At 69.2% G+C, this 26,438-nt stretch carries 30 protein-coding genes; 29 read left to right on the plus strand and 1 reads right to left on the minus strand.

From position 1 onward, the window contains the following. Window positions 1-118 precede the first annotated feature (118 nt). From groES to QN206_05520, 22 genes are all read left to right on the plus strand, one after another. Entirely contained in the window at window positions 119-430 is a 312-nt protein-coding gene (gene groES, locus QN206_05415; GenBank protein MDR7614245.1) for a co-chaperone GroES, read from the plus strand. A 14-nt stretch (window positions 431-444) separates the two neighbouring features. Then, the gene (gene groL / locus QN206_05420) at window positions 445-2,049 is read left to right on the plus strand and encodes a chaperonin GroEL (GenBank protein MDR7614246.1); all 1,605 of its coding nucleotides are present in this window, start codon (window positions 445-447) and stop codon (window positions 2,047-2,049) included. A gap of 75 nt (window positions 2,050-2,124) precedes the next feature. Continuing rightward, a complete protein-coding gene (locus QN206_05425) occupies window positions 2,125-2,520 on the plus strand; it encodes a HEPN domain-containing protein (GenBank protein ID MDR7614247.1) in 396 nt (131 codons plus the stop codon). Further along, window positions 2,471-2,824 carry a nucleotidyltransferase domain-containing protein gene (locus QN206_05430; GenBank protein ID MDR7614248.1) on the plus strand — a complete coding sequence of 118 codons (354 nt, stop codon included), beginning with the start codon at window positions 2,471-2,473 and terminating at the stop codon, window positions 2,822-2,824. Before QN206_05425 ends, QN206_05430 begins: the two co-directional genes overlap by 50 nt. 46 nt (window positions 2,825-2,870) lie before the next feature. Beyond that, window positions 2,871-3,302, plus strand: coding sequence for a hypothetical protein (locus QN206_05435; protein MDR7614249.1), 432 nt, complete (start codon window positions 2,871-2,873; stop codon window positions 3,300-3,302). 34 nt (window positions 3,303-3,336) lie between these two features. Next, the gene (locus tag QN206_05440; protein MDR7614250.1) at window positions 3,337-3,723 is read left to right on the plus strand and encodes a prepilin-type N-terminal cleavage/methylation domain-containing protein; all 387 of its coding nucleotides are present in this window, start codon (window positions 3,337-3,339) and stop codon (window positions 3,721-3,723) included. Window positions 3,724-3,874: 151 nt separating this feature from the next. Beyond that, window positions 3,875-4,270 carry a prepilin-type N-terminal cleavage/methylation domain-containing protein gene (locus QN206_05445; protein ID MDR7614251.1) on the plus strand — a complete coding sequence of 132 codons (396 nt, stop codon included), beginning with the start codon at window positions 3,875-3,877 and terminating at the stop codon, window positions 4,268-4,270. 189 nt (window positions 4,271-4,459) lie between these two features. Beyond that, window positions 4,460-5,935: a glycosyltransferase family 39 protein gene (locus tag QN206_05450; protein ID MDR7614252.1), complete on the plus strand. Its 1,476-nt coding sequence runs from the start codon at window positions 4,460-4,462 to the stop codon at window positions 5,933-5,935. Beyond that, entirely contained in the window at window positions 5,932-7,500 is a 1,569-nt protein-coding gene (locus QN206_05455) for a glycosyltransferase family 39 protein (GenBank protein ID MDR7614253.1), read from the plus strand. The genes QN206_05450 and QN206_05455 overlap by 4 nt, the downstream gene beginning before the upstream one ends. 155 nt (window positions 7,501-7,655) lie before the next feature. Further along, the gene (locus QN206_05460) at window positions 7,656-8,360 is read left to right on the plus strand and encodes a CsgG/HfaB family protein (protein MDR7614254.1); all 705 of its coding nucleotides are present in this window, start codon (window positions 7,656-7,658) and stop codon (window positions 8,358-8,360) included. Window positions 8,361-8,570: 210 nt separating this feature from the next. Then, on the plus strand, window positions 8,571-10,118 hold the full coding sequence (locus QN206_05465; GenBank protein MDR7614255.1) for a molybdopterin-dependent oxidoreductase: 1,548 nt from the start codon (window positions 8,571-8,573) through the stop codon (window positions 10,116-10,118). Between the two features lie 53 nt (window positions 10,119-10,171). Beyond that, complete coding sequence (locus tag QN206_05470) at window positions 10,172-10,537, plus strand: transcriptional repressor (protein ID MDR7614256.1); 366 nt, start codon at window positions 10,172-10,174, stop codon at window positions 10,535-10,537. Then, a complete protein-coding gene (locus QN206_05475) occupies window positions 10,528-10,920 on the plus strand; it encodes a metal-dependent transcriptional regulator (protein MDR7614257.1) in 393 nt (130 codons plus the stop codon). Before QN206_05470 ends, QN206_05475 begins: the two co-directional genes overlap by 10 nt. A gap of 47 nt (window positions 10,921-10,967) precedes the next feature. Further along, on the plus strand, window positions 10,968-11,162 hold the full coding sequence (locus QN206_05480) for a DUF2203 family protein (GenBank protein MDR7614258.1): 195 nt from the start codon (window positions 10,968-10,970) through the stop codon (window positions 11,160-11,162). Then, window positions 11,159-11,764: a DUF981 domain-containing protein gene (locus QN206_05485; GenBank protein MDR7614259.1), complete on the plus strand. Its 606-nt coding sequence runs from the start codon at window positions 11,159-11,161 to the stop codon at window positions 11,762-11,764. The genes QN206_05480 and QN206_05485 overlap by 4 nt, the downstream gene beginning before the upstream one ends. 51 nt (window positions 11,765-11,815) lie before the next feature. After that, on the plus strand, window positions 11,816-13,282 hold the full coding sequence (lpdA, locus tag QN206_05490) for a dihydrolipoyl dehydrogenase (protein ID MDR7614260.1): 1,467 nt from the start codon (window positions 11,816-11,818) through the stop codon (window positions 13,280-13,282). A gap of 16 nt (window positions 13,283-13,298) precedes the next feature. After that, the gene (locus QN206_05495; GenBank protein ID MDR7614261.1) at window positions 13,299-14,354 is read left to right on the plus strand and encodes a thiamine pyrophosphate-dependent dehydrogenase E1 component subunit alpha; all 1,056 of its coding nucleotides are present in this window, start codon (window positions 13,299-13,301) and stop codon (window positions 14,352-14,354) included. Window positions 14,355-14,358: 4 nt separating this feature from the next. Continuing rightward, window positions 14,359-15,342 carry an alpha-ketoacid dehydrogenase subunit beta gene (locus tag QN206_05500; GenBank protein ID MDR7614262.1) on the plus strand — a complete coding sequence of 328 codons (984 nt, stop codon included), beginning with the start codon at window positions 14,359-14,361 and terminating at the stop codon, window positions 15,340-15,342. 8 nt (window positions 15,343-15,350) lie between these two features. After that, window positions 15,351-16,499 (plus strand): dihydrolipoamide acetyltransferase family protein, encoded by a 1,149-nt coding sequence (locus QN206_05505; protein ID MDR7614263.1) that lies wholly within the window; start codon window positions 15,351-15,353, stop codon window positions 16,497-16,499. An 18-nt stretch (window positions 16,500-16,517) separates the two neighbouring features. Continuing rightward, a complete protein-coding gene (gene lipA / locus QN206_05510) occupies window positions 16,518-17,411 on the plus strand; it encodes a lipoyl synthase (GenBank protein MDR7614264.1) in 894 nt (297 codons plus the stop codon). Window positions 17,412-17,482: 71 nt separating this feature from the next. Continuing rightward, entirely contained in the window at window positions 17,483-17,911 is a 429-nt protein-coding gene (locus tag QN206_05515) for a hypothetical protein (GenBank protein ID MDR7614265.1), read from the plus strand. Beyond that, the gene (locus tag QN206_05520; protein MDR7614266.1) at window positions 17,908-18,588 is read left to right on the plus strand and encodes a hypothetical protein; all 681 of its coding nucleotides are present in this window, start codon (window positions 17,908-17,910) and stop codon (window positions 18,586-18,588) included. The genes QN206_05515 and QN206_05520 overlap by 4 nt, the downstream gene beginning before the upstream one ends. Before the next feature lie 4 nt (window positions 18,589-18,592). On the opposite strand, the gene QN206_05525 is transcribed toward QN206_05520, so the two are convergent. Then, window positions 18,593-19,612, minus strand: coding sequence for an NAD(P)/FAD-dependent oxidoreductase (locus QN206_05525; protein ID MDR7614267.1), 1,020 nt, complete (start codon window positions 19,610-19,612; stop codon window positions 18,593-18,595). Window positions 19,613-19,843: 231 nt separating this feature from the next. Here QN206_05525 and moeB point away from each other — a divergent pair, with 231 nt between their 5' ends. From moeB to QN206_05560, 7 genes are all read left to right on the plus strand, one after another. Next, the gene (gene moeB / locus QN206_05530) at window positions 19,844-21,025 is read left to right on the plus strand and encodes a molybdopterin-synthase adenylyltransferase MoeB (GenBank protein MDR7614268.1); all 1,182 of its coding nucleotides are present in this window, start codon (window positions 19,844-19,846) and stop codon (window positions 21,023-21,025) included. Between the two features lie 60 nt (window positions 21,026-21,085). Further along, window positions 21,086-21,457: an iron-sulfur cluster assembly accessory protein gene (locus QN206_05535; GenBank protein ID MDR7614269.1), complete on the plus strand. Its 372-nt coding sequence runs from the start codon at window positions 21,086-21,088 to the stop codon at window positions 21,455-21,457. Window positions 21,458-21,469: 12 nt separating this feature from the next. Then, window positions 21,470-21,727, plus strand: coding sequence for a NifU family protein (locus QN206_05540; protein ID MDR7614270.1), 258 nt, complete (start codon window positions 21,470-21,472; stop codon window positions 21,725-21,727). A 93-nt stretch (window positions 21,728-21,820) separates the two neighbouring features. Continuing rightward, window positions 21,821-23,290 (plus strand): RtcB family protein, encoded by a 1,470-nt coding sequence (locus tag QN206_05545; GenBank protein ID MDR7614271.1) that lies wholly within the window; start codon window positions 21,821-21,823, stop codon window positions 23,288-23,290. Then, window positions 23,290-24,438 (plus strand): acyl-CoA dehydrogenase family protein, encoded by a 1,149-nt coding sequence (locus QN206_05550; GenBank protein ID MDR7614272.1) that lies wholly within the window; start codon window positions 23,290-23,292, stop codon window positions 24,436-24,438. Before QN206_05545 ends, QN206_05550 begins: the two co-directional genes overlap by 1 nt. Continuing rightward, complete coding sequence (locus tag QN206_05555; protein ID MDR7614273.1) at window positions 24,435-25,409, plus strand: methylcobamide--CoM methyltransferase; 975 nt, start codon at window positions 24,435-24,437, stop codon at window positions 25,407-25,409. The genes QN206_05550 and QN206_05555 overlap by 4 nt, the downstream gene beginning before the upstream one ends. Next, window positions 25,406-26,380: a methionine synthase gene (locus tag QN206_05560; protein ID MDR7614274.1), complete on the plus strand. Its 975-nt coding sequence runs from the start codon at window positions 25,406-25,408 to the stop codon at window positions 26,378-26,380. The genes QN206_05555 and QN206_05560 overlap by 4 nt, the downstream gene beginning before the upstream one ends. Window positions 26,381-26,438: the final 58 nt, after the last annotated feature.

The following is a 26,438-nucleotide window of genomic DNA, read 5'->3' on the forward strand; positions in this document are numbered from 1 at the left end:
GCCTCTTGAAACCCCGGGGCCGGGCGGATAGTATTAGTACCGGCGTTAGCACTCGTCGGCTCTGAGTGCTAACAGCTCGGTGGACCCCCAAAAAACTCCGGGAAAGGAGGGATATGCCGTGAGGCTCAAGCCCCTGGGAGACCGTGTGGTGGTGAAGCCTCTGGAGGAGGAGGAGCGCACCAAGGGCGGCATCGTGCTGCCCGACGTGGCGAAGGAGAAGCCCCAGCACGGGGAGGTGGTGGCGGTCGGTCCCGGAGCCCTCACGGAAGACGGCAAGCGCCTTCCCATGGACGTGAAGGTGGGGGATCGGGTGCTCTTCGCGAAGTACGCGGGCACAGAGGTGAAGATTGACGACCAGGAGTACCTGATCCTCCGTCAGAGCGACATCCTGGCCATCGTGGAGCGCGAGCCCGCGGCGGCCAAGGCGTAAGGAGGTGAGGTGGGATGCCGGCGAAGGTGCTCCTGTACAACGAGGAAGCCCGTCGGGCCCTGGAGCGGGGGGTGAACAAGCTGGCGGATGCCGTCCGGATCACCCTCGGCCCGAAGGGCCGCAACGTGGTTCTGGAGAAGAAGTGGGGATCCCCCACCATCACCCACGACGGGGTGACGGTGGCGAAGGAGATCGAGCTGGAGGACCCCTTTGAGAACGCGGGGGCGCAGCTCGTGCGGGAGGTGGCCAGCAAGACCAACGACGTGGCCGGCGACGGCACCACCACCGCGGTGGTCCTGGCCCAGGCCATCATCCGGGAGGGGCTGAAGAACGTGGCCGCGGGCGCCAACCCCATGGCCCTCAAGCGGGGCATCGACCGGGCCGTGGAGGCCGCGGTGGAGTACATCCGCAAGATCAGCAAGCCCGTGGAGACCAAGGAGGCCATCGAGCAGGTGGCCACCATCTCCGCCAACGACCCCGGCATCGGCAAGATCATCGCGGATGCCATGGACAAGGTCGGCAAGGACGGCGTGATCACCGTGGAGGAGAGCAAGGGCATCGAGACCACGGTGGAGATCGTGGAGGGGATGCAGTTCGACAAGGGCTACATCTCCCCGTACTTCATCACGGACCCCGAGAAGATGGAGGCGGTCCTGGAGGAGCCGTTCCTGCTGATCACGGACCGCAAGGTCTCCTCCGTGCGGGATCTGTTGCCCGTGCTGGAGCGGGTGGTGCAGACCGGGAAGCCCCTGCTCGTGATCGCGGAGGACGTGGAGGGGGAGGCCCTGGCCACCCTGGTGGTCAACAAGCTGCGGGGCACCCTCAGCGTCTGCGCGGTGAAGGCGCCCGCCTTCGGGGAGCGGCGGAAGGCCATCCTGCAGGACATCGCCATCCTCACGGGCGGCACCGTCATCAGCGAGGAGCTCGGCCTCAAGCTGGAGAACGCGGACCTCTCGCAGCTGGGCCGGGCCAAGCAGGTGCGGGTCCGCAAGGAGGAGACCATCATCGTCGGCGGGATGGGGGATCCCAAGGAGATCGAGAAGCGGATCCAGCAGATCCGCAAGCAGATCGAGGAGACCGACTCCGACTACGACCGGGAGAAGCTGCAGGAGCGGCTCGGGAAGCTCGTGGGCGGTGTGGCGGTGATCCGCATCGGCGCCGCCAGCGAGACGGAGATGAAGTACCGGAAGACCCGGGTGGAGGACGCCCTCTCGGCCACGCGTTCCGCGGTGGAGGAGGGAATCGTCCCCGGCGGCGGCGTGGCCCTGCTCCGCGCTCAGAAGGCCATCGATGAGCTGAAGCTGGAGGGCGATGAGGCCGTGGGGGCCCAGATCGTGCGCAAGGCCCTGGAGGAGCCCGTCCGGCAGCTCGCGGTGAACGCGGGGCAGGAGGGGTCCATCATCGTGGAGAAGGTGCGCCAGCAGCCGGACGTCAACGTGGGCTACAACGTGGTCACCGGCCGGTTCGAGGACATGTTCCAGGCCGGGGTGGTGGACCCCGCGAAGGTGGTCCGCAGTGCCCTGCAGAACGCCGCCTCCATCGCGGGCTTGCTGCTCACCACCGAGGCCGTGGTGGTGGAGAAGAAGGAGGAAGAGGAGGAGAAGACGCCGACGCCGTAGTCCGGCCCGGTCTCCGCGGTCCGAAGAGGGGGGCGGGCAGAGTCCCGCCCCCCTTTTTGCTATGCTGGCTTGAGGATGGCAGAACGCAGCCGGGACTGGATGGAGCAGGCGCACCGGGATCTCGAGAGCGCCCGGTGGCAGGCGCAGGGCGGCTACTTCGAGTGGGCCTGCTTTATCGCCCAACAGGCGGCGGAGAAGGCCATCAAGGCCGTGTACCAGAAGCGCGGGGGAGAGGCGTGGGGGCATGCGCTCACGGAGCTCGTGCACGGCCTTGCCGGGCAGGTGGATGTACCCGGGGAGATCCTGGAGTGCGCGCGGTGGCTGGACCGGTTCTACATTCCCACCCGGTATCCGAACGCTTGGGCCCAGGGAGCACCGGGGAGGTACTACACGGAGGAGGACGCCCGCCGTGCCATCGGTTGTGGAGAGGCGATCCTACGGTTCTGTCAGGGTCTACTGGCTGAACCGTGAGGAGGCGTGGCGCCGGCTCGAGGAGGCCGCCCGGCGCGTCGTCGAGGAGCGGCCGGAGGTGAAGGCCGTAGTCCTGTTCGGATCCCTCGCCGAGGGCCGGGCGGTTCCGGGAAGCGACGCGGACCTCCTGCTCCTCCTCCGCTCCTCCGACCGTCCCTGGATGGAGCGTCCCTCCGAATACCTCCCGTACTTCGAGGGCATCGGGCTTCCCCTTGACCTCTTCTGCTACACCGAGGAGGAAGTAGAACAGGTCCCTCTCGCCCGACACGCCCTGAGCCGGGGGAGGCGGCTTGCCGGGAGGTAGGTCCGTCCCTCCTTCGGCCCGAAGAGGTGTCTAAAAAGCCGGGAAGTTGGGCAGATCTTCGATCGGGATGGGGAACGGGCAGAAGGGAGAGGGGAACCGGGAGCGCCGGGGAGGCTTCTTCACCCCGGATCCCTTCGCGGCGCTGAGCCTGGGCCTGCTCCTCGCCACCCTGGTGCTCCTGGGGATCCCGGAGCACTACGCGGCCCGGCGCCAGGCCGCCTACCGGGAGGCGGAGCAGACCCTGGAGCTCATGCGGCGGGCCGCCTGGGCCCACTACCTCCGCCGGGGCAGTTTCGACGGCTACCCCACGGCCACCCCTCCGCCCACCCCCCACTGGCGTTTCGGCTACGGGCCGTGCCGGGACGGGGTGTGCCTCCTGCGGGCCCTGGGGAGGGAGGGGACCCCGGTCGCGGGGGCCACGGTGGTGGTGACCCTCCGGGCGGACGGGACCGCGGAGGTGGCGTCGTACGGGTTCTAGGATGGCACGGAGATTGCTCCGTTGCCCAGGCGGGATGGTGTGGCGGGCGCTGCGGTCCGAGACGGGGTTCACCCTGGTGGAGCTCGTGATGGTGGTGGTGATCCTGGGGATCCTCGTGGCCCTGGCCCTGCCCAACTACTACAGCGCCCGGCGCAAGGCCTACTTTGCAGAGGCGGGGGAGAAGCTCCAGGAGATGCGGGAGACCGCCTGGGCCCACTACCTCGCCCACGGGACCTTCACGGGCTTCCCCAACGAGCCCGCCGCACCCACCGACCATTGGACCTTCGCCTACGAGACCTGCGCGGGCACGAAGTGCACCATGACCGCCAAGGGCAACGACAACACCCCCGTGGAGGGCGCCAAGGTGCTCCTGGTCCTGAGCGGGGACGGGACGAGCCAGGTGACCTGGGAGGGGTTCTAAAAAACTCCGGAGGGAGGCGTCTAAGACGGGCCCGAGGTGGGTAGAAGACCGGGTAGGGAGATGAGAAAGGGAGGAGGTGGTGGCACGGAAGTTGCTCTGATTCGAGGCGGAGAGCGGGAAAGGCCAAAACCTCGACCGGAAGGAGGGACGTATGCTCGGACGGATTCGCAGAAAACTCAGGGAGGAGCGGGGGTTCACGCTCATCGAGCTCATCATGGTGATCGTGATCCTCGCCATCCTGCTGGCTTTGGCGCTGCCGAGTTATCTCAGCACCCGGCGCAAGGCTTACTACGCGGAGGCCGCGGAGAAGCTCCAGGAGTGGGCCACGGCCCAGTGGCTGTACTACGTGGAGAAGAACCAGTTCGCCGGAACAGCTGCCGTCTCGCTCCCAGAGGATACCAACAACTGGGACTTTCAGGGTGGAGACTGCAGCAACCCTGGCCCTTGCGTCGCGAGTGCGGTAGGACAAGGGCCGGTGGATGGCGCCACCATCACCTACACCATCCAGAGCAACGGGAGCCGGGTCATCAACTCCAGCGGCTTCTAGCCCGTAGCACCACCCTCCCCCCTGGCGGGCGGCCGGGCGACCGGCCCGGCCGCCCGCCTTCCACCCGTCTATCGTAGCACCGACGCCGTTGCGGCTGCCCCGTGGTGGCAGGGGAGTTGCTCTGGGTCTATGCCGGTGCAGGCTTCTTCCTCCCGCTGGACGGTCCGGATTCCGGAGGCCGAGCGCCCCGTGACCCGGGATGTCCTGTGCCTGGCCGGAGGTGCCCTCCTGGCGGGCGCCCTCCTCCTGGTGGGAGGCCGGAGCCTCTCCTTCGACGAGCTCTTCGCGGCCCACGCGGCTTCGCTCCCGATCCGGGACCTCCTGCGGTTCACGTACCTCCACGACGCCCACCCGCCCCTGTACTACCTCCTGCTCAGGGCCTGGATCTCCCTGTTCGGTTCCGGGGAGGTGGTCCTCCGAGCCCTCTCGGCCCTGGCGGGGCTCGGGACGGTGGGGGCCGTGGCGCGGCTGGGCGCGGAGATCTCGCCCGGGGCGGGTCAAGCCGCGGCCCTGTGGCTTTTCGGTTCGCCGCTGTTCCTGTACGCCTCCGTGGAGGCCACCCGGTACGCGCTGCTTGTGGCCCTGTTTGCGCTCGCGGCCCTGGCGGTGTGGCGCATGACGTCGGACCCGGGTCGTCGTCCCTGGATTCTCGGAGTGCTCCTGGGGGCGCTGCTCTACACCCACTACCTGGGCGCGGTGTTCTGCGCGGCCCTGGGCGGGTTCGTCCTGAGGTGTGGGAGCCCGCAGGCCCGCCTCCGGTTTTTCCTGGCCTCCGCCCTCGCGGGACTTGCCTTCCTGCCCTGGCTTCCGGTCCTGTGGCACCACGTGCTCGACGGCCGCATCAACCCGCCCTGGCGGGGGCCGCTTCCCGCCACCCTCCCGCTCCAGATCCTGCACCTGGTGGGGTTCGGGGGGAGGGCGTTCGGGAGTGCCTCGCCGTACCTCCACCCCACCGCGGACCTCACCACCCAGCTCCTCCTCGCGCTCCCGGTCGTGGGGGCGATCTGGCTTGGGGGGAGTGCCGTGGTCCGGGGCGACCGCCGGTTGGGGGCTCTCCTCGGGTGGTGCGTCGGGCTTCCGGCCGCGGTGCTGCTGGGAGTTTCCCTCTGGACCCGGTCCCTCGTGGCCTACCCCCGCTACTTCGTCTTCGCCCTGCCCTTCTGGGCCGTGGCCGCGGGGGCGGCGGTGGCGGAGCTCGGGCGTGCACCGGCGCGGCGGCGGGCGGCCGGAGCGGTGGCGTTCGGGATCCTGTTCGTCCTCAGCCTGGCCTCCCTCGCGGCGTTCGCGGCCTCTCCCACCGCGGGAACAGGGGACCGCAAATCCATGGGCGCGTACCTGCGGGCGCACGTCCGGGCAGACGATGCGGTGGTGGTGTTCCCTTCCTGGGAACGGCTCGGCCTCGCGTACTATGCACCGGGAGTGCGGGCGGAATGGGCCTTCCTCGGCACCCGCCGGGACGCGCCGGATCCCGGGGAGGTGAGAATGGGGATGACGGCGCTTGCGGCAAGGCGGAAACGGATCTGGGTCCTGGAGGAACCCCCGATGCCCCCGGGGCTGTTCGATGCCACGTACCGGTGGCTTGCGCGGACGCATCGGGTGCGGGACCACCGGGAGTTCGGCGGCGTGCGGGTGACCCTGTTCGTGCGCGGGGAGGGAGGACGGTGACCACGGAGGCGCTGGTACGGAAGGCGGAGTCGTGCCCTCCCGGGGAGACGACTCAGGACCGGGGACGGCGGTGGGAGCCGTGGGCCCTCGCCGCGGTGCTGTTTTTGGCCTTGAGCCTGCGGCTGGAGATGCTCTCCGTGCGCTCCCTGTGGCACGACGAGGCCTTCAGCCTGGAAGTGGCGCGGAGGCCCGTGGGCTACATCTGGACGAACCTCCCGCGGGTAGATCCTCACCCGCCCGGCTACTACCTGATGCTGCAGGGGTGGATTCGCCTTTTCGGAGGCGATGTGGCGAGCGCCCGGACCCTGTCGGTGGTGTGGGGGATGGTGGGGGTGGTGCTCGCGTGGGGGTTCGGGCGGCGGCTCGGGGGTCCTGCGGTGGGGGTCGCGGCCGCGGCCCTCGTGGCCCTCAACCCCTTCCAGATCTACAACTCCAACGAGGTCCGCATGTACGCCCCCCTCACCGCGGCCGCGGTCCTCTCTACCTGGATGCTCCACCGGGCGGATCGGCGGAACCGGGACCTCGACTGGGCGCTCTACGGCGTAACTGCCGCGTTCCTGCTCTACCTCAGCTACTACGCGGGGCCCCTGGTGGTGGCCCACGGCGTGTGGATGGCGCTGCGACGCCGGTGGCGGGGGCTGCTGGTCGGCGGGAGTACGGGCCTCCTGCTTTACCTGCCCTGGCTTCCAGCCCTGGGCCGGTCCCTGTTTGCGAATCCCATCCCGTACCGGGACCCCATGCGGCCCACGTACGGGCTGGAGGTGTTCGCGGTGCACGCGTTTGGGGGGTACCTCCTGGGCATGCCGGGGTACCTGCGCTGGCCAGGGCTGGAGTGGAAGTACCAGCCGCTTCTGGTGTTCCCCTTCGCGGTGCTGGCCGCGGCCGGGGTAGGGGAGCTGTGGCGGCGGGACCGGGGAGGCTGCGGGCTCCTGATCCTGTGCTGGGCCCTTCCCGTGGCGGTCTTCGTCCTGGCCTCGCTCGTGCTGCGACGGGAGGCGGCCTATTTCTACCACCTCGCGCACCTCCAGCCCTTTGTGGCCGTGGCGCTGGGCTCGGGGATCGTGGGACTGCGGGAGGCGGCGCGGCGGGCTTCCCCGTTCCTGGTGAGTGCCCTGGCCGCGGCAGGAGTGCTGCTCTTTCTGTGGCCCGCCATCGACAACCTCCAGGGCAATCCCGCCTACCAGGGGTTCCGGTACGACCTCGCGGCCCGGCACCTGCGGGCGCATTATCGGCCCACGGACGTGGTGGTGTACTACATGGGTGGGGCCCAAGCGGCGCTGCACCGGTATTTTGATCCGCCCGGACCCGAGATCGCCATCGATCCGGACGTGCGGCGGTGGAACCGGGAGGCGATGCGCGAGCACTTCCAGGAGGCCGTGCGGTTGCTGCGGCCCGAGCACCGGCGGATCTGGCTCGTCCTGGTCTCCCCGGTCCCTCCGGGTTCCACGGAGGATCTGGTGCGCGGGCTGGAATCCCGGGGCTACCGCCGCGGCCCCCTCCACGACTTCAACGGCGTCCGGGTGGGCCTGATGTACCGACAGGGACCTCCGCGCGCGGCGCCCTGAGCCGCGCCGACCAGGGAACGGCCGGCAAGGCGGCGTGGGACGACCAGGTTGCCGACCGCGTACCGGCAGGAGCTCCGGGCGTCCTGGTGGAACACCTTACACCTTGACGGCCCGGCACGGCCGGTGACGGGAACGTCGGTGGGGAGGTGAGAACCGTGCGGCGATCCGTCCCGGTCCTCGTTGCCCTCCTCGTCGGTCTAGCGGCCGCGCCGCAGGCGGCGCCCGCGCAGGACGGGCGGCCGGTGGTGATGGTGGTGGACTTCGCGGTGTCCGTGGGATGGTCGCCCGCGTCCGAGGTGGTGACCGACCGGATCGTGGCGCGGTTGCGGGAGGACGGGTCGGTGCGGGTGCTGTCGCGGTCGGAGACCCGCAACGCGCTCGAGGCCCAGCGCCTGGACACGCGGGGCATCCTGGACGTGCAGGACGTGAGCCGGGCGGCGGCACGGGCGGGCGCGGACGACGTGATCATGGGCGAGGTGGAACAGTTCGACCAAGATCACCGCGGCGGGTGCTTCCCCCTCGTGGGCTGTGCGTACACCATCACCACCACCGTCCACATCCGCGGGATGGTGGTGGACGCGGAGACCGCGGCGGTGCTCGCGCGACCCGAGGGGCAGGCGCAGCGCAGCCAGACCTCGGCCTCCGTGTGGGTGGGCCCCTGGTGGAGCCACGTGTCCGTGTCGAACTTCGACGCGCAGCTCATCGGCCGGGTCACCCTGGAGGCGGTGGCTCAGTTCGTCTCCCGCGCCAAGCCCAGCCTGCGGCCCAAGCCCGGACGGGCCCGCGAGCCCCAGCGGCCCTCCGACACCGACGCCCAGCCCGCCCCCTCCGGAGGCCGCAGGGGGTCCCATCTCCCTTGAGCGGACGGGAATCATCGGCCCCGGCGGGCTCCGGAAGGCACATCCCGCAGGTCGGGTCCCTTCAGGGCCTCTGCGGCCCGGCGCAGGACCTCCCCGAATTCGTTTAAGACGTCCGGGAAGACCACTTGCCCGTTCCGTGGGACTGAACGCGCGGGCAACCGGTTTTCGCACGATCGATCAGACGCCCAGGGGTCAGGCCATAATAAAGGTGTGCGGGCGGTGCTGTGGGGTGGGGTGCTGGGCGTGCTGGCCTTCGGCGGATTCCGCCTCGGTGGCCTGATTCTCGGGTTGCCCCTCTGGATGCGGGAGGCCGCGGGCGTGCGGATCCCCGTGGAACTCATCGGCGAGCGCCTGTTCCGGTGGCTTCCCCCCGTTTGGTTCGCCTACCTGGTGAACGCCCTGGAGGCCTTCGGCCGATCGGTGCTGGGCCTGGAGCACTTCGGGAAGATCCTGGCCCTCGCCCTGGCCAACCTCACGGTGGCGGGGCTGGGGGCTGTCGGAGCACTGGGGCTGAGGCGGTGGATCCGTGAGGTCCGCTCGACGCCTATGGCGGTTGCGGCGGCCACCCTGCTCGTCTGGACGGCGTGGATGTTCGTGCTCCTGCCGCTTGCGGGCGGGGGACTCCTCGGCCAGAAGGCAGGGCCCCCGGAGCTCGTGGCGGCGCTTGGAGGCCTGTGGAGCCTTGCGTATGCCGGTCCGCTCGTCCTCCTGCTAAGGAAAGACGCTAACGCACCGTCCACCGGCGACCAGAACCCCTTGAGCCGGAGGGCATTGCTCCGGCGGGGGATGCGGTTCTTGGCGGGGTTGCTCGCGGGATCCGCCCTGGCGGAGTGGGCGGTGCGCCTGGCCGCAGGGGCACAGGCCCTGTTCGCCCGCATCCGGGGCCTCCCCCCGGAGATCACGCCCAACCGGGCCTTCTACACCGTCAGCAAGAACTTCTTCGACCCGGACGTGGACGCCCGGCGGTGGCGACTGGAGGTGACGGGCCTTGTGGAGAACCGGCTGGTGCTCTCCCTGGAGGACCTGAAAAGGCTTCCATCCGTCAGCCGGCCCCACACCTTCGCCTGCATCAGCAACCCCGTGGGCGGAGACCTCATCGGCAACGCCGTGTGGAAGGGGGTCCGGTTCCGGGACCTGCTGGAACGCGCCCGGCCCAGGCCCCAGGCGCGGAGGGTGGTGTTCCGGTGCGCGGACGGCTACCACACCTCGGTCCCCCTCGCGGACCTCCTGGACCCGGACGCCTTCCTGGCCTACGAGATGAACGGGGAAGTCCTTCCCAAGCCCCACGGCTTCCCCCTCCGGGCCGTGATTCCGGGCCTGTACGGGATGAAGAACCCGAAGTGGATCACCGAGATCGAGCTCACGGACAAGGACCACCTGGGCTACTGGGAGTCCCAGGGGTGGAGCGACGAAGCCGTGGTCAAGACCCTCTCGAAGTTCACCACCCCCCGGAACGGCGCGGTCCTGCCCGCGGGTCCGGTCTGGGTGGGAGGGGTGGCGTACGCGGGCGACCGCGGGATCAAGGCGGTGGAGGTGAGTTTCGACGGCGGGCGGACCTGGCAAGGGGCTGCCCTCAAGCCTCCCCTCGGCCGACACACCTGGGTGCTGTGGGCCCTCCGGTGGGATGCCCGCCCGGGCCGGTACACCCTGGCGGTGCGCGCGTGGGACGGCCGGGGATTCCCCCAGGACCCTGCCCCCAGACCCTCCCTCCCCGAGGGCGCGACCGGCTACCACGTGATCCGGGTTACGGTCCGCTAGCCCCCTAGACAACCGCTCCATTTTGCCAGATAATGAGAGCGACTCTCGTTCTTATGAGACTGACGCGGCAACGGAAAGCCATCCTGGAGGCCCTCCGGGCGACCCGGTCGCACCCCACCGCGGAGGAAATCCTCCAGCGGGTGCGGGTAGATCTACCGAGTACGAGCCTCGCCTCCGTGTACCGGAACCTCCGGGTGCTGAAGGCGGAGGGGCTGGTCCGCGAGATCGTGACGGGAGGGCACCGGCGGTACGACGGGGTCCTCACGGATCACGCCCACTTCATCTGCGAGCGTTGCCACCGGGTTTACGACCTGGGGGAGGAGAGCTGGATTCCCCGGATCCGGAGATGGCTTCCGGAGGGCTTTTCCGTTTCCGGCGTGCACCTGGAGCTGCGGGGACGGTGTCCGGAATGCGGGTGACGAGCAGACGGATCGAGGAGTACCTGCGGGCCATCTTGCACCTGCGGGCCGGAGGAGGGAAGGTCTCCCTGACTGCCCTGGCCCGCCAGATGGGGGTTTCGCCTCCCACGGCACACGAGATGGTACGCCGGCTGGAGCGGATGGGACTCGTGACGTACTCCCGGCGGGAGGGAATCCGCCTCACCCCAGAGGGGAGCCACCGGGCCTTCGGCAAGGAGCGGCGGTACCGCCTCTCCCAGCGGTTCCTGTGCGATGTGCTGGGGATGGAGGCGGAAGTGGCGGCCCGGGAGGCCCTCCGGTTCGAGCAGGGACTTTCGCCCACCGTGGAACAGCAGATCATCCGGCTGTTCGCCCACAGCCGTGCTTCGGAGCTGGACGGGTGAGGCGGCCTCTTCCCTGACGAGGAGGCCGCATCCCAGCTCCCCGTGGCCTGGGCGCTCTCACCTTCCGGGCCGGAAAGCCCGTATACTACTGCTGGAGGATCGGTGAGCCGCAGATCCGGTACCGGCACGGCCTGGACGAAGGGTTCACTGGCCGCAGGCCCATCGGCCTTCAGGGCTGGATCGGAGAACCGATCGCGTGGCCGTTCCCTCCACCACGTCCGCAAAGGGGGTGTTGCCGGTGAGACAGGCCCTGAGTTCGCACAATCCTCTCGTCCTGATCCTCGCCCTGGTCACCGCGGCGGGAATCGCGGGTGCTGTGTACCTGTACTCCGTGGCTACGGGCAAGGAAACCGCGGAGCTGCGGAAGTCCTTCGGGGCGCTGTTCTTCGCCCTCGGGGTGTTTTCCCTGGGAGGGTTCGTCCAGCTCATCTGGTCGGACTGGGCCGGGTTCCCGGTCGGCCACTACTCGGAGCTGTTCGGGACCAGCACCGGGCTGTTCTCCCTGATGCTCATCATGGCGGGTTTCTACCTGTACACGGGGCTCGACCTCCGCATGCTGGCGTGGCCCGCGGCCTTCATGGGGCTGTTCCTGCTCCAGGGGGCGCGGGCGGTCCTGGACTTCCAGCTGACGCGGACCCCGCCGGTGACGTTCGTCCTGTGGGTCTCCGCGGGGTTGGCCAGCGTGGGGATGCTCCCGTACGCGTACAGCCAGGGTGGGGGACGGCGGACCCTCGCCTACCTGGGCGCCGTGGTGCTGGTGGTGATGGCGCTGGCGGCGCTGGTGACGGGAGTGAACGCCTTTTACGGCCACATCGCGGAGGTCGTCCGCCAGCAGACCCGCTGAGCCTGCGGGCCCGGAGGGTGAGACCGACGGCCGGAGGCCCTGCGCCCGGAGGTGCTGTCAGGGCGCGGGGCCCGATCGTGTGAGGAGGATCGGACCAAGCGGCGGCGGGAGGAGCGCGTGGAGGACATCTATGATCTCGTGGTCATCGGAGCGGGTCCCGGAGGATACGTGGGGGCCATCCGCGCCGCCCAGCTCGGGATGCGCACCGCCATCGTAGAGCGCCGCAAGCTCGGCGGAACCTGCCTGCACCTCGGCTGCATCCCGACCAAGGCCCTGCTGCAGGTGGCGGAGCTCCTGGAGGAGACGCGGCGCGCCCGGGAGTTCGGGATCCGGGTGGGGGAGCCCTCCCTGGACATGGCCGCGGTCCAACGGTATAAGGAACGAGTGGTCAACACCCTTCACCGGGGCGTGGAGTACCTGATGCGCAAGAACGGCATCGCGGTGTTCCAGGGAACGGCGCGCCTGGCGGATCGGGGCCTCGTGCACGTCTCCCTCCAGGACGGATCCGAGACCGAGCTCCGGACCCGGCGCGTGCTGCTCGCCACAGGGTCGGTACCCCGGAGCCTCCCGGGGGTGGTGGTGGACGGCAGCCGCATCCTCACCAGCGACCACGTGGTGGCCCTCCAGGAGGTCCCCCGCCGGCTCGGAATCCTGGGCGCGGGGGTGATCGGGGTGGAGTTCGCCAGCATCTTCCGGTCCTTCGGGAGCGAGGTCACCATGCTGGAGCTCCTGCCCCGGGTGCTCCCGGGCGAGGATGAGGAGGTGAGCGAGGCCCTCCGCAGGGCCTTCGAGCGCCGGGGCATCAAGATCTACACGGAAGCAAAGCTCCAGAGGGTGGAGTCCACAGAGGGCGGACTGCGGCTGGTGGCCGCTCAGGACGGAGGGCTTGTGGAGGTGGAGGTGGACGTGCTCCTGGTGGCCGTGGGACGCGCGCCCTACCTGGAGGGGCTGGGGGTGGAGACGGTGGGGCTGCAGGTGGACGAAGGAGGCTTCATCCGGACGGACGCCCGGATGCGCACGACCGTGGAGGGGATCTGGGCCATCGGAGACGTGGTCCACCAGGTGCCCATGCTCGCCCACGTGGCGAGCGAGGAGGCGGTGGTGGCCGTGGAGGACATGGCGGGGCTTGATCCCCGACCCGTGGACTACCTCTCCGTCCCCCGGTGCACCTATTCCCTGCCGGAGGTGGCCAGCTTCGGATTGACGGAGGCCCAGGCCCGGGAACAGGGCTACCAGGTCCGCGTGGGCCGGTTCCCCTTCGCCGCGAACAGCAAGGCCGCGATCCTCGGAATCCGGGAGGGGTTTGTGAAGATCGTGGCGGACGCGAGATACGGGGAGATCTTGGGGGTGCACATGATCGGGCCCCGGGTGACGGAGCTGCTGCCGGAGGGGATCCTCGCCCGCACCGTGGAGGCCACCGCGGAGGAGATCGTGCGGGCCATCCACGCCCATCCCACCCTCGGGGAAGCGATCCGGGAGGCGGCCCTGGACGTCCTGGGCCGGGTGATCCACACGTAGGAGGCGGGATTCCCCCATGACGCCGGAGATCACCGCAAAGCCCCAGCACACGAACCTGGGCCTTTCGGACGGGGACGTGCTGAGGATGTACGGGTACATGGTCCTGGCCCGGGTGCTGGATGAGCGCATGTGGCAGCTGCAGCGGGCCGGCAAGGCCCGGTTCGTGGTCTCTGCCCCGGGCCACGAGGGCGCACAGGTGGCCATGGTGTGGCCCCTGGACAGGGAACGGGACTGGTTCGTGCCCTACTACCGCTCCCTGGCCGCGTGCCTGGTGAAGGGGATGACGCCCACGGAGATCCTCCTCTCGGTCCTGGCCAAGGCCACGGATCCGAGCTCCGGGGGGCGGCAGATGCCGGGCCATTACAGCTCCCCACGTCTCAGGATCCTGTCGGGGAGCAGCACCGTGGGCACCCAGTATCCGCACGCGGTGGGCATCGCGTACGCGGCGAAGGTCCGGCGCACGGGAGAGGTGGTGGTGGTGTCCATCGGGGAGGGGGGAACGAGCGAGGGCGACTGGCACGAAGCCCTGAACTTCGCGGGGGTACACCGGGTCCCCTGCATCTTCTGTGTGGAGAACAACCGCTACGCCATCTCCGTGCCCCTGCACAAACAGATGGCGGTGGACAGCGTGGCGGTCCGGGCCGCGGGCTACGGCATGCCGGGGGTAAGCGTGGACGGGTGCGACGTGCTGGAGGCCTACCGGGTGATGCGGGAGGCCTGCGAGCGCGCCCGGCGGGGCGAGGGGCCGACCCTGGTGGAGTTCCGGGTGGAGCGGCTCAGCCCCCACAGCAGCGAGGACCAGCAGGAACGGTACCGTTCCCCGGAGGATCTGGAGGCCGCCCGCCGGCGCGATCCCCTGGTGCGGTTCGGCGGCTATCTCCGATCCGTGGGGCTGCTGGACGACACTCGGGATCAGGCCCTGTGGGCGAGGGCCAGGCGGGAGGTGGATGAAGCCACGGAGGCCGCGGAGCGGGCTCCGGACCCCGATCCGGCCACACTCCTGCGGCACGTGTACCACGACCCCGAACCGGACCGGCCCGCGGATCCCGTGTACTGGATTCCCCGGGAGTGACCGGATGCCGGAGCTGCGGTACCTGGACGCCCTGAACCGGGCACACCACGAGGAGATGGCCCGGGATGAGCGGGTGGTGGTGCTGGGAGAGGATGTGGGCGCAAAGGGCGGGGTCTTCGGGGTCACCGCGGGGCTGCTGGAGCGGTTTGGAGAAGAGCGGGTGATTGACACGCCGCTGGCGGAGTCTGCCATCGTGGGGTGCGCCATCGGCATGGCCATAAACGGTCTCGTGCCCATCGCGGAGATCCAGTTCGCGGACTTCCTCCACCCGGCCTTCGACCAGATCGTGAGCGAGGCGGCCCGCATGCGCTACCGAAGCAACGGGGCCTTCGGCTGCCCCCTGGTCATCCGGGTCCCCTACGGCGGTGCACACGGAACGGCCCTCTACCACTCCCAGTGTGTGGAGGCCTTCTACGCCCACGTGCCCGGCCTGAAGGTGGTGGCTCCGTATACCCCGTACGACGCGAAGGGGATGCTGAAGGCCGCGGTGCGGGACCCGGACCCGGTGCTCTTTCTGGAGCACAAGCGCCTGTACCGCATCGTTCGGGGCGAGGTGCCGGAGGAGGACTACGAGGTGCCCATCGGACCCGCGGTGGTGCGACGGCCCGGAAAGCACCTCTCCGTGTTCACCTACGGCTGGATGCTGCACGAGACTTTACGGGCCGCGGAGATGGTGCAGCCGGAGGGGATCGAGGTGGAGGTGGTGGAGATCCGCACCCTCCGTCCCCTCGACAAGCTCACCATCCTCCGGTCCGTGGCGAAGACCAACAAGGCCCTGGTGGTGTACGAGGACAACCGGTTCTGCGGGTACGGGGCGGAGATCGCGGCCCTCATCGCGGAGGAGGCCTTCGAGGAACTGGATGGCCCCGTGATGCGGCTGGGCGGGCCGGACGTGCCCGCGGTGCCCTTCGCGCGATCCCTGGAGGAGGCCTGGATGCCCGACGCGGATCGGATCGCCCAGGCCATCCGCCGCCTCGCACGGTACTGAGGTCGGAGATGCCCGTGGAGGTGAAGCTGCCGCAACTCGGGGAGACGGTGTACGAGGCCACGGTGGGGAAGTGGCTCAAGCGGCCGGGGGATCGGGTGGAGCGGTTCGAGCCCCTGGTGGAGCTCATCACGGAGAAGGTGAACGTGGAGATGCCCGCCCCCCTCGGGGGCCGGCTGGTGGAGATCCTGGTCCCGGAGGGACAGACGGTCCCCACGGGAACCCCCATCGCCCTGATGGAGACGGAGCAGCCGCCTCCCGCGGAGGGAAGGGCCGTGGAGGAGCGCAGCCTGCGGCTGTCTCCCCTCGTGGCCCGGCTCGCCCGGGAGCACGGGATCTCCCGGGAGGAGCTGGAGCGGATCCCGGGAACCGGTGCCGGCGGCCGGATCACGAAGCACGACCTCCTCCGCTACCTGGAGCAGCGCGGAACCCCTTCTCCCGCAGAGACGGCCCCCGTGCAGGGGGAACGGGAGGATCGTCTCGTGCCCCTGGATCCCCTCCGCCGGACCATCGCGGAGCGGCTCAGCCGCTCCGTGCGGGAGATCCCCCATGCCTACGCCCTGGTGGAGGCGGACGTCACGGACCTCGTGCGATACTACGAGCGGAATCGTGAGGACTTCGAGCGTCGGTACGGGGTCCGGCTGACGTACACCGCCTTCTTCCTGCGGGCCGCGGTCGAGGCCCTGCGGGCCTACCCCGTGGTGAACGCCCAGTGGACGGAGGAGGGGATCCTGCTGCGGGGAAGGATCCACATCGGGGTGGCGGTGTCCACGGAGCGGGGCCTCCTGGTCCCCGTGATCCGGGACGCGGACGAGAAGAGCCTTGTGGGCATCGTCCGGGAGCTGGACCGGCTCGTGCGCAGGGCCCGGGAGGGGCAGCTCAGCCTGGAGGAGGTGCAGGGCGGGACCTTCACCCTCACCAACCCGGGGGTGTTCGGCTCCGTCTGGTCCATGCCCATCATCCACCACCCGCAGGCGGCCATCCTGGCTACGGATGCCATCACGAAGCGGCCCGTGGTCCGGGGCGAGGGGATCGCCATCCGGTCCGTCATGCACCTGGGGCTGGCCTTCGATCATCGGGTCTTCGATGGAGAGGTGGCGGTACGGTTCCTGAACCGGGTGAAGGAGTGCCTCGAGGCGGTGGATCCCGTCACCCGCTAGAGGCGAAGGAGGACAGAGATGGCGCTTCAGGCGACAAAGCCCGCTCCGCTCCCACGGCCGCCCTGGCTGAAAGCCAGGCTTCCCGGCGGACCCAACTACCAGGAACTCGTGGGCATCATGCGGAATCTGCGGTTGCACACGGTCTGTGAGGAGGCCCGCTGTCCCAACATCGGGGACTGCTGGGAGCGGCGCACCGCCACCTTCCTTATCCTCGGCAACGTGTGCACCCGGAACTGCGCGTACTGCGCCATCGCCCACGGACTGCCCAGCGAGGTGGATCTGCAGGAGCCCGAGCGGGTGGCGCGGGCGGTGCAGGCCATGGGACTGCGGCACGCGGTGATCACCTCCGTGGACCGGGACGACCTGCGGGATGGGGGAGCGGGCATCTTCGCGGCCACCATCCGGAAGATCCGGGCATACCTCCCCACCTGCACCGTGGAGGTCCTCATCCCCGACTTCAAGGGCGATCCGGATGCCTTGCGCACCGTCCTGGACGCCGGGCCCGATATCCTCAACCACAACATCGAGACCGTGCGCCGGATTTTCCGGCTCGTTCGCACGGGCGGCAACTACGACCGGTCCCTGGAGCTGTTGCGGCGGGTGAAGGCCTGGGGATATCCGTGTCTCACCAAGAGCGGGCTCATGGTGGGGTTGGGGGAGACCTTTGAAGAGGTCCTGGAGACCATGCGGGACCTGCGAGCGGTCGGCTGTGACATCCTCACCGTGGGCCAGTACCTCAGCCCCGGGGAGGGCTACTGGCCCGTGCACCGGTACGTCCCCCCGGAGGAGTTCGCGGAGCTCAAGCGCATCGGGCTCGAAATGGGGTTCCGACACGTGGAGTCCGGCCCGCTCGTGCGCAGCAGCTACCACGCGGACGAGCAGGTGGACCGGGCCATGGCCTCCACACCGTGAGGCCTCTTCCGCTCCGTCCCCGCCGGGCCGCGCCGCCGCTCCTGGTGGTGGGTCCCTCCGGAGACACGGAGGTGCGACCTCTGTGGGCGTTCCACCGCCCCGTGCTGCTCGTGATGGTACACGGCCCGACCTGTCCGGCCTGCGGGCGCTTGATCCGGGAGCTCCTCCAGCGCGTCCCGGCCTATCGGGTCTGGGAGGGGGAGCCCGTGGTCCTCCACTCGGAGCCCGATCCCTTCCTGGATCTCCCCCTCAGCCAGCTGCGGGACCCCGCGGGGGCGAACCGCAGGGCCTACGGGGGGCGGGAGGCGGAGGCGGTGCTGGCCTGCGTGGATGCCCGGGGGATCTACTGGGAGGGATGGTGGTTGCGGCACCCGGACCCCGTGGACTGGCGGGAGGTCGAGGAGACGGTGCGGTGGGTGGCGGTCCAGGAGCCGGAGTGCGCCACCTGCACCGTGGAGCCCGCCTGGGAGCAGGCGCTCTGGGAGGATGATGTGGGATGAACCTCCATCTCGTCACGAAGCGGTGCGCGTTCAGCCGGGATGCGGAGAAGGCACTGGAGCGGCACCTGGAGCGCATCAGGCGCCGGCTGCGGCACTTTCCGCCTGATCTGCTGCACCTGGAACTGACCGTGGAGCGGGCCGCCCGGAAGGAGGAGTATACGGGCAGCGTGCGTCTGCGGATCGGGACGCACGTCCTCCCGGCGCGGCGGAACCGGGCCGAGACTCTGGAGGGATTTCTTAAAGCCGCCTTCGAGGATCTTGAGGAACAGATCGGCCACTTCAAGGCCCGGCTACGCCGCGACTACGCCCACGAACGCAAACGGGCCTCCCTCTCGGCGGAGGCGGTCCGGGCGTACGAGCAGGCCCTGATGGAGGAACGGGCGCTCCTGGATCAGGCCCTGGCAGGGGACCGGGAAGCCTTCCACGCCCTCGTGGAGGAGGAGCTCCCTCACCTGCGCCGCGTCCTGGAACGGGAACTCCGGGCCGTGGGGCGGGAGGGGACTGCGGAGGAGTTGGAGCACGTCCTGGCGGACGTCCTGACGGTGGCCTTCCGGGAACTCCCCCGCAAGCCCGCCCGATGGACCCTGGCGGGGTGGCTGACGTGGATCGCCCGACGGGAGGTGGAACGAGAGGCCCACGGGCTCTCCGTGGCGCAGTCCGTGGAACGGCCGGAATGACCGTTCAGCGCCCCGCCGCCTTCGCGGCCTCCTTCTCCTTCTTCTCCATGATGGCACTGGAGTGTCCGGGGAAGGCCTTGGCGCCCGGATGGAGGTAGGTGTACGCGTTGTTCACCGCGGTGGCCGCCTCCCCGTAGCCCGTGGCGATGAGCTTCAGCTTCCCCGGGTAGTACGTGACGTCCCCTGCCGCGTAGATGCCGGGGCGGTTGGTCTCCATCTTCGTGTTCACCACGATGCTGTCCTCGTGGAGCTCCAGCCCCCACTCCCGGATGGGCCCGAGGTCGCTCACGAGTCCCAGGAAGGCCAGCACCGCGTCCACTTCCAGGGTCTCCTCCTCTCCCGTGCGGTTGTTGAAGACCACCGCGGCTTCCACCCGATCCCGGCCCTGGAGGGCCTTGAGCTCGTAGAAGAGCTTCACCCGGGCGGTGCTCGCGAAGAGCCTGCGCACGGAGTCCTCGTGGGCCCGGAACTGGTCCCGTCGGTGGATGAGGGTGAGCTCCTTGGCGAGCGGCAGGAGGTTGAGGGCCCAGTCGAGGGCGCTGTCGCCTCCGCCCACCACCAGGACGCGTTTGTCGCGGTAGTCCTCCCGGTTCCGCACCGCGAATTCCAACCCCCGTCCCTCCCACCGGTCGATCTCCGGGCGGTTGTACTTCTTGGGGGTGAAGGCACCGATGCCGGCCGCGATCAGGACCACCCGGGTGAAGTGCTCCTGCCCCGTGTGGGTGGTGAGCCGGTAGGTGCCGTCCGGGAGCTGGTCCAGCCGTTCCACCCGCTCGTTGAGCACGATGGTCGGGTTGTACTGCATCATCTGCTCGATCTGATTGCGGATGAGGTCCTTTCCCAGGATCCTGGGGAAGCCCGCCACGTCGTAGATGTACTTGTCGGGGTACAGGGCGGTCACCTGACCCCCGAGGTCCGATTGGCTGTCGATGATCTTGGTGCGCAGGGCGCGGAAGCCCGCGTAATAGGCCGCGAACAGACCCGTGGGGCCTGCCCCAATGATGGTAATGTCGTAGAGGTCCATGGCGCCTCCGCTCCGCCGTCGGGTGTTCGTCCAGAGTCATTGTACCGGTCCGGAGGAGGTTTGACACGCCTCGGATCCTCGGGTACCCTGCTAGAGGAGACGTGATGCGTACCCCTTCCTTCGTCCACCGGCCTCGTGAGTGCATCTGTCCGCGGCGGGGGTAGCCCGCGGAGGGACTAGCCCCCGCATTCCCGTGAAGTCAACACTTCGGGATCCGAGGAGGGCAAAACCGTGATCCAGGCGCAACCACTCCTTACGGAGGAGCAGATGCAACGGTACTCCCGGCAGATCGTCCTGCCGGAGGTGGGGGTTACTGGACAGCGGCGGCTGCTCGACAGCAGCGTCCTCATCGTGGGCGCGGGCGGGCTCGGATCCCCCGCGGCCCTGTACCTGGCCGCGGCGGGGGTGGGGACCATCGGGATCGTGGACGGTGACCGGGTGGACCTCACCAACCTGCAGCGCCAGATCCTACACTTCACCCACGACGTAGGTCGGCCCAAGACCCAGTCCGCCCGACGGACCCTGGAGGACATCAACCCGGATGTGCGGGTGGTGACCTACCAGACGGTGCTCACCAGCGAGAACGCTCTGGAGATCCTGCGGCCCTACGATGTGGTGGTGAACGGTTCGGACAACTTCCCCACCCGGTATCTCGTGAACGATGCCTGCGTGATGCTGGGCAAGCCTCTGGTGGACGCCAGCATCCTGCGGTGGGAGGGACAGGCCACCACCTACCTTCCCGGACGGGGATGCTATCGGTGCCTGTTCCCCTCGCCGCCACCACCCGGGGCCGTCCCCTCCTGCGCGGAGGGGGGGATCATCGGGGCCGTGGCGGGATTCCTGGGGAGCTACCAGGCCCTGGAGGCCATCAAGATCCTCCTGGGGGTGGGAGCCACCCTGGTCAACCGGCTCATGCTGGTGGACGTCCTCGAGGGGGACATCCGGTACGTGCGGTGGCAGCGGAACCCCCGGTGCCCCGTGTGCGGGGACGAGCCGACCATCCGGACCCTCATCGACTACGAGGAGTTCTGCGGGGTGCCGCTGCCGGGCCGAGACCTCCACCAGGCGGAGCGCAAGCCGGAGGTGACCGTGGCGCAGGCCTCGGAGTGGCTGGGCCGGGCCCAATTCGTGGACGTGCGGGAGGCCTGGGAGGTGGCCCAGGCCCACATCCCGGGGATGCACTGGATCCCCATGGGAGAGGTGGAGACCCGGTACGGGGAGATCGCCCGGGACCGGCCCGTGGTGGTTTACTGCGCCAGCGGCCAGCGCAGCGGGAAGGTCACGGAGTGGCTCCGGGCCAGGGGATACGACAACGTGTACAACCTGGCGGGCGGGATCCTGGCCTGGCAGAACGCGCAGCAGCCCGTGGCCACGGGCCTCCCGGAACGGGTGGAGGCGGGACGGACCCGTTAGGTGTTTGACACGAGGTCAGCGGGCGTCTACAATCGGCTTGACGTCGGGAGGAGGGGGACCGTGATCACCATCGCGCCGAGTGCGGCGAGCAAGCTCCGGGAGCTGATGGAGCAGAGCGGGGCGCCGGAAGCCTACCTGCGCCTGTTCGTGACCCAGGGCGGGTGCGAGGGGTTCTCGTACGGGATGGCCTTCGACACCGAGCGCCGGGAGGAGGACACCGTCTTCGAGCAGCACGGCATCCGGCTCGTGGTGGACCCCCTGACCCTGCGGCTCATGCGGGGGGCATGCATCGAGTACCGGCGGACCCCGATGGGGGAGGGATTCGCGGTCTATAACCCGCGGGCGGTGGCCACCTGCGGATGCGGCCACTCCTTCAAGGTGGCGGAGGAGGAGGGGCAGGTGGAGCCCTGCGGCGAGGCGGAGCCCATCTGAGGGGGGAGCGGGATGAGGGAAGCGGTGGACAACCAGGAACGGGATCTTTACGAGCGGGTGGAGCGGGTTCTGGAATCCATCCGGCCGTACATCCAGGCGGATGGCGGGGATATCGAGCTCGTGGACGTGCAGGACGGGATCGTGCAGATCCGCTTGGCCGGCGCCTGCGTGGGGTGCATGTACTCCCTCATGACCCTCCAGGCGGGGGTGGAGCGCATGCTCCGGGAGGAGATCCCGGAGGTGAAGGCGGTCGAAGCGGTTCCCTTCTGAACCCAGCCCCCCAAAGGAGCAGGAAGCCCCCGGGGGCACGGGGGCTTTTTCGTTTACCATTATGGTTGAAGGCCATACGGGCAGGTGATCCCCATGTCCTCCCAGGCGACCGCTTGGACCCGGGTTTTACGGAAGGTGGACGACTACCGGTGGATGATCCCCCGGGATTACAAGCCGGGGATGCGGGTTCCGGGACTTGTGTACGCGGACGAAGAGATGCTGCACCAGATCGGGCAGGAGCAGGCTCTGGAACAGGTGGCCAACGTGGCCACCCTCCCGGGGATCGTGCGGTACTCCCTGGCCATGCCGGACATCCACTGGGGATACGGCTTCCCCGTAGGGGGGGTCGCCGCCATGCGGGTGGAGGACGGCGTCATCTCGCCCGGCGGCGTGGGGTACGACATCAACTGCGGCGTACGACTGCTGCGCACGAACCTCACGGAGGAGGAGGTCCGGCCGAAGCTGCGGGAGCTGGTGGACGAGCTCTTTCGCAACGTGCCGTCCGGGGTGGGCAGCACCGGGAAGGTCCGGGTCTCCATGCGGGAGATCGACGAGGTGCTGGCGCACGGCGCCCGGTGGGCGGTGCGCCGAGGGTTCGGCCGGGAGGAGGACCTGGAGACCATTGAGGCGGGCGGGAGGCTGCCGGACGCGGATCCCGAGAAGGTGAGCCCGCGGGCCAAGGAGCGGGGGAAGGATCAGATCGGAACCCTGGGCAGCGGGAACCACTTCCTGGAGGTCCAGGTGGTGGAGGAGATCTACGACGCGCGGGCCGCGAAGGCGATGGGGATCGAGCGGCCTGGACAGGTGGTGGTCTTCATCCACACGGGCTCCCGGGGCCTCGGATACGCGGTGTGCGAGGACTACCTGCGGGTGGCGGACCGGGCCATCCGCCAGTACGGGATCTCGCTCCCGGACCGACAGCTCGCGTGCATGCCCTTCCAGTCCCCAGAAGGCCAGGACTACTTCCGGGCCATGTGCTGTGCCGCGAACTTCGCCTTCGCGAACCGCCAGATGATCACCCACTGGGTGCGGGAGTCGTTCAGCAAGGTGCTCGATCGGCCGCTCCCGGAGATCGGGCTCGAGGTGGTCTACGACGTGGCCCACAACATCGCGAAGGTGGAGACCTACCCCGTGGACGGGAAGGAGGAACGGCTGGTGGTCCACCGGAAGGGGGCCACCCGGGCCTTTCCCCCGGGTCACCCGGAGATCCCTGCCCGGTACCGGGAGATCGGGCAGCCCGTGCTCATCCCCGGGGACATGGGCCGGTACTCCTTCGTGGCCGTGGGGACGGATCGGGCTATGGAGGAGACCTTCGGGAGCACCTGCCACGGCGCGGGCCGGGTGCGCAGCCGCAAGGCAGCCCTGCGGGAGCTGCGGGGCGTGGACATTGCCCGGGTCCTGGAGGAGCGGGGGATCCTGGTGCGGGCCCAGAACCGCAGCCTGCTCGCGGAGGAGGCGAGCGAGGCCTACAAGGACGTGGCGGACGTGGTGGAGGTCTGCCACCACGCGGGGATCTCCCGCAAGGTGGCGAAGATGCGGCCCATGGGGGTCGTGAAGGGATAGTGGAGTTCGACCTCACGGAATCGCAGCGCATCCTGCGGCAGACGGTGGAGGCCTTCGCGGCCCGGGAGATCCGGCCGTACGCGGGCGAGTGGGACGAGGAGGCCCGGTTCCCTCAAGAGCTGGTTCCCCGCCTGGCCTCTCTGGGGCTCTGGGGGATGACGGTTCCCGAGCGGTACGGGGGGGTCGGGCTGGACCTCGTAAGCCAGGTCTTGGTGATCGAGCGGTTGGCGTGGGCGGACGGCAGCGTGGCCCTCACCGTGGCTTCCCACAACGGCCTGGCCGCGGCCCACATCGCCCGGTTCGGGAGCGAGGCCCAGAAGGTCCGCTACCTCCCTCGGCTCGCCTCCGGGGAAACCCTGGGAGCCTGGTGCCTCACGGAGCCCCATGCGGGCAGCGATGCGGCCGCGATCTCCCTCCGGGCGGAGCGCCGGGGAGATCGCTACGTCCTCAACGGCACGAAGATGTTCGTGACCCAGGGGTCCGTGGCGGGGGTGTATGTGGTGCTGGGGAAAACGGATCCCCGGGCCGGCCGGTACGGGATCAGCGCCTTCCTCGTGGACCGGAACACCCCCGGCGTGCGGGTGGGGAAGAGGGAGAAGAAGTTGGGGCTCCGGGCGTCGGACACCGCGGAGGTGGTCTTCGAGGAAGTGGAGGTTCCCGAGGAGAACCGGATCGGGGAGGAAGGGGACGGATATGTGCAGGCCCTGCAGGTGCTGGAGCGGGGCCGGATCGGGATCGGAGCCATGGCCATCGGCATCGGACGGGCGGCCCTGGAGGCGAGCCTCGCGTACAGCCGACAGCGCACCGCTTTCGGGCAGCCCGTCGCGCGCTTTCAGGCCATCCAGTGGATGCTGGCGGACATGCACACGGAACTGGAGGCCGGGTGGTGGCTTGTGCTGCGGGCTGCCTGGCGGGCGGACCAAGGGCTGCCGTTCCGGAAGGAGGCGAGCATGGCAAAGCTGCTCGCCTCGGAGGCCGCCCGCAGGGCCGCGGAGCGGGCGGTGCAGATCCACGGAGGCTACGGCTACCTCCGGGACTACCCGGTGGAGCGGTATTATCGGGACGTGAAGCTGTGCGAGATCGGGGAGGGGACGAGCGAGATCCAGCGCCTCATCATCGCGAAGGAGACCATCGGAGGATCCTCATGATCACCACCGTGGTGGGGAGCTACCCCAAGATTCCCGATCTGCCGGCATCCGGCCGGTGGCGGAGCGCGAAGGAGAAGCTGGAGCGGGGGGAGATCTCACCGGAGGAGTTCCTCCAGGTGGAACGGGAGGTCACCCTGGAGGTGATCCAGGAGCAGGTGGAGGCGGGCATCGAGCTCATCACCGACGGGCAGATCCGGTGGGAAGACGCCCAGACCTACTTCGCCCGGGGCCTCACGGGGTTCACCCTGGACGGCCTCCAGCGATGGTTCGATACGAACATGTACTACCGGATGCCCGTGGCCGAGGGCGAGGTGCTTTGGACGGATCCCATCACCGTGGAGGACTACCGGTTCGCCAAGGCCCACAGCCCCAGGCCCGTAAAGCCCGTCATCACGGGGCCGTATACCCTCGCCCGCCTGAGCCAGAACCGGTACTACGCCACCTTTGAGGACTTCGTCCTGAACCTGGCTCTGGCCCTGAATCAGGAGCTGCGGGCTCTCGATGCGGAGGATCCACCCCTCATCCAGGTGGACGAACCCGGCATCCTCCGACACAAGGGCGATTTCCCCCTCTTCCGGGAGGCCATGATCACGCTGACGGAGGGCGTGCGGGCACCCCTCGCCCTGTACACCTACTTCGGGGACGTGTTGGACATCTACCCGGAGATCCTGGACCTGCCCTTTGATGTGATCGGGCTCGATTTCGTGGCGGGGCCCCGGAACTGGGAGGCCCTCGAGAAAGCCCCCTTCGAGAAGTGGCTCGGATTCGGGATCCTGGATGCACGGAACACGCGCCTGGAGAGTTTGGAAGATCTGCTGAGGGCCCTGGATCGCGTTTCCCGGTACGTTCCCCTGGACCGGATCTACCTCAACCCCAGCGCGGGGCTGGAGTTCCTACCGCGGAAGGTGGCCCGGGCGAAACTGCAACGGTTGGTGGAGGCCAAACGGACGGTCCTGGGAGTGGGCGTATGATCCCTCCATACCTCCCGACCACCACCGTGGGCTCCTTCCCGAAACCGCCCGGACTCCTGGCGGCCCGGCGGAAGTACCGCCGCGGCCAGCTGGATCGGGAAGCCCTCCGGGGACTGGAGCAGCAGGCCACCCGGGAGTGGATCCGCCGACAGGAGGAGCTGGGGCTGGACATCCTCGTGGACGGAGAACAGTACCGGGCGGACATGGTGACCTTTTTCGCGGAGGAGCTGGACGGGTTTCGGATCGCGGGGTTGGTGCGGGCTTTCGGGAACCGGTACTATCGGAAGCCCGTGGTGGTCGCGCCCGTGGGTCGGCGGCATCCCCTCCTGGTGGAGTGGTTCCGGTTCGCCCAGTCCCTGACCTCGAAACCGGTGAAGGCAGTCCTCACGGGCCCGTACACCCTCGCGGAGTGGTCCTTCAACGAGTACTATCCGGCGCGGCGGGATCTGATCGCGGATCTCGCACGGGTCCTCAGGGAGGAGGCCCAGGATCTGGTGCGGGCGGGGGCCCGGTACATCCAGATCGATGAGCCCGCCATCCACAGCCGACCCGAGGAGGACTTCGAGCTCGCCCGGGAAGCTTTGGCGCACGTCACGGAGGACCTGGGAGTCTACACCATTGTGCACATCTGCTACGGAGACGTGACGAGGATCTACCCCGACATGCTGCGTCTCCCGGTGGACCAGATCGACCTGGCCCTCGCCAACACCCGTTACGCCCTGCTGGAAGTGTTCCGAACGCACCCCTTCACCCGGGACGTGGGGCTGGGGGTGATCGACGTGACCCGCCACCGGGTGGAACCCGTGGAGGAGGTGGTGTCCGGCATCCAGCGCGCCCTGGAAGTTTTCCCCGCGCATCGGGTGCACATCTCGCCCGATTGCGGACTCCGGACGTGCACGGTGGAGGAGGCCGTGGCGAAGCTGCAGGCCATGGTGGAAGCGGCCCGCCTCGTGCGCGCCATGATCCCGTGACGGAATCCGGCTCCCCCCGGCGCCGTCGGCGGCGGGCCCCTCCCGCCCCTGCCGCGCC

The organism is Armatimonadota bacterium, from assembly GCA_031460175.1.
In the GTDB taxonomy this organism is placed as follows: Bacteria; Sysuimicrobiota; Sysuimicrobiia; order Sysuimicrobiales; family Sysuimicrobiaceae; genus Sysuimicrobium; species Sysuimicrobium tengchongense.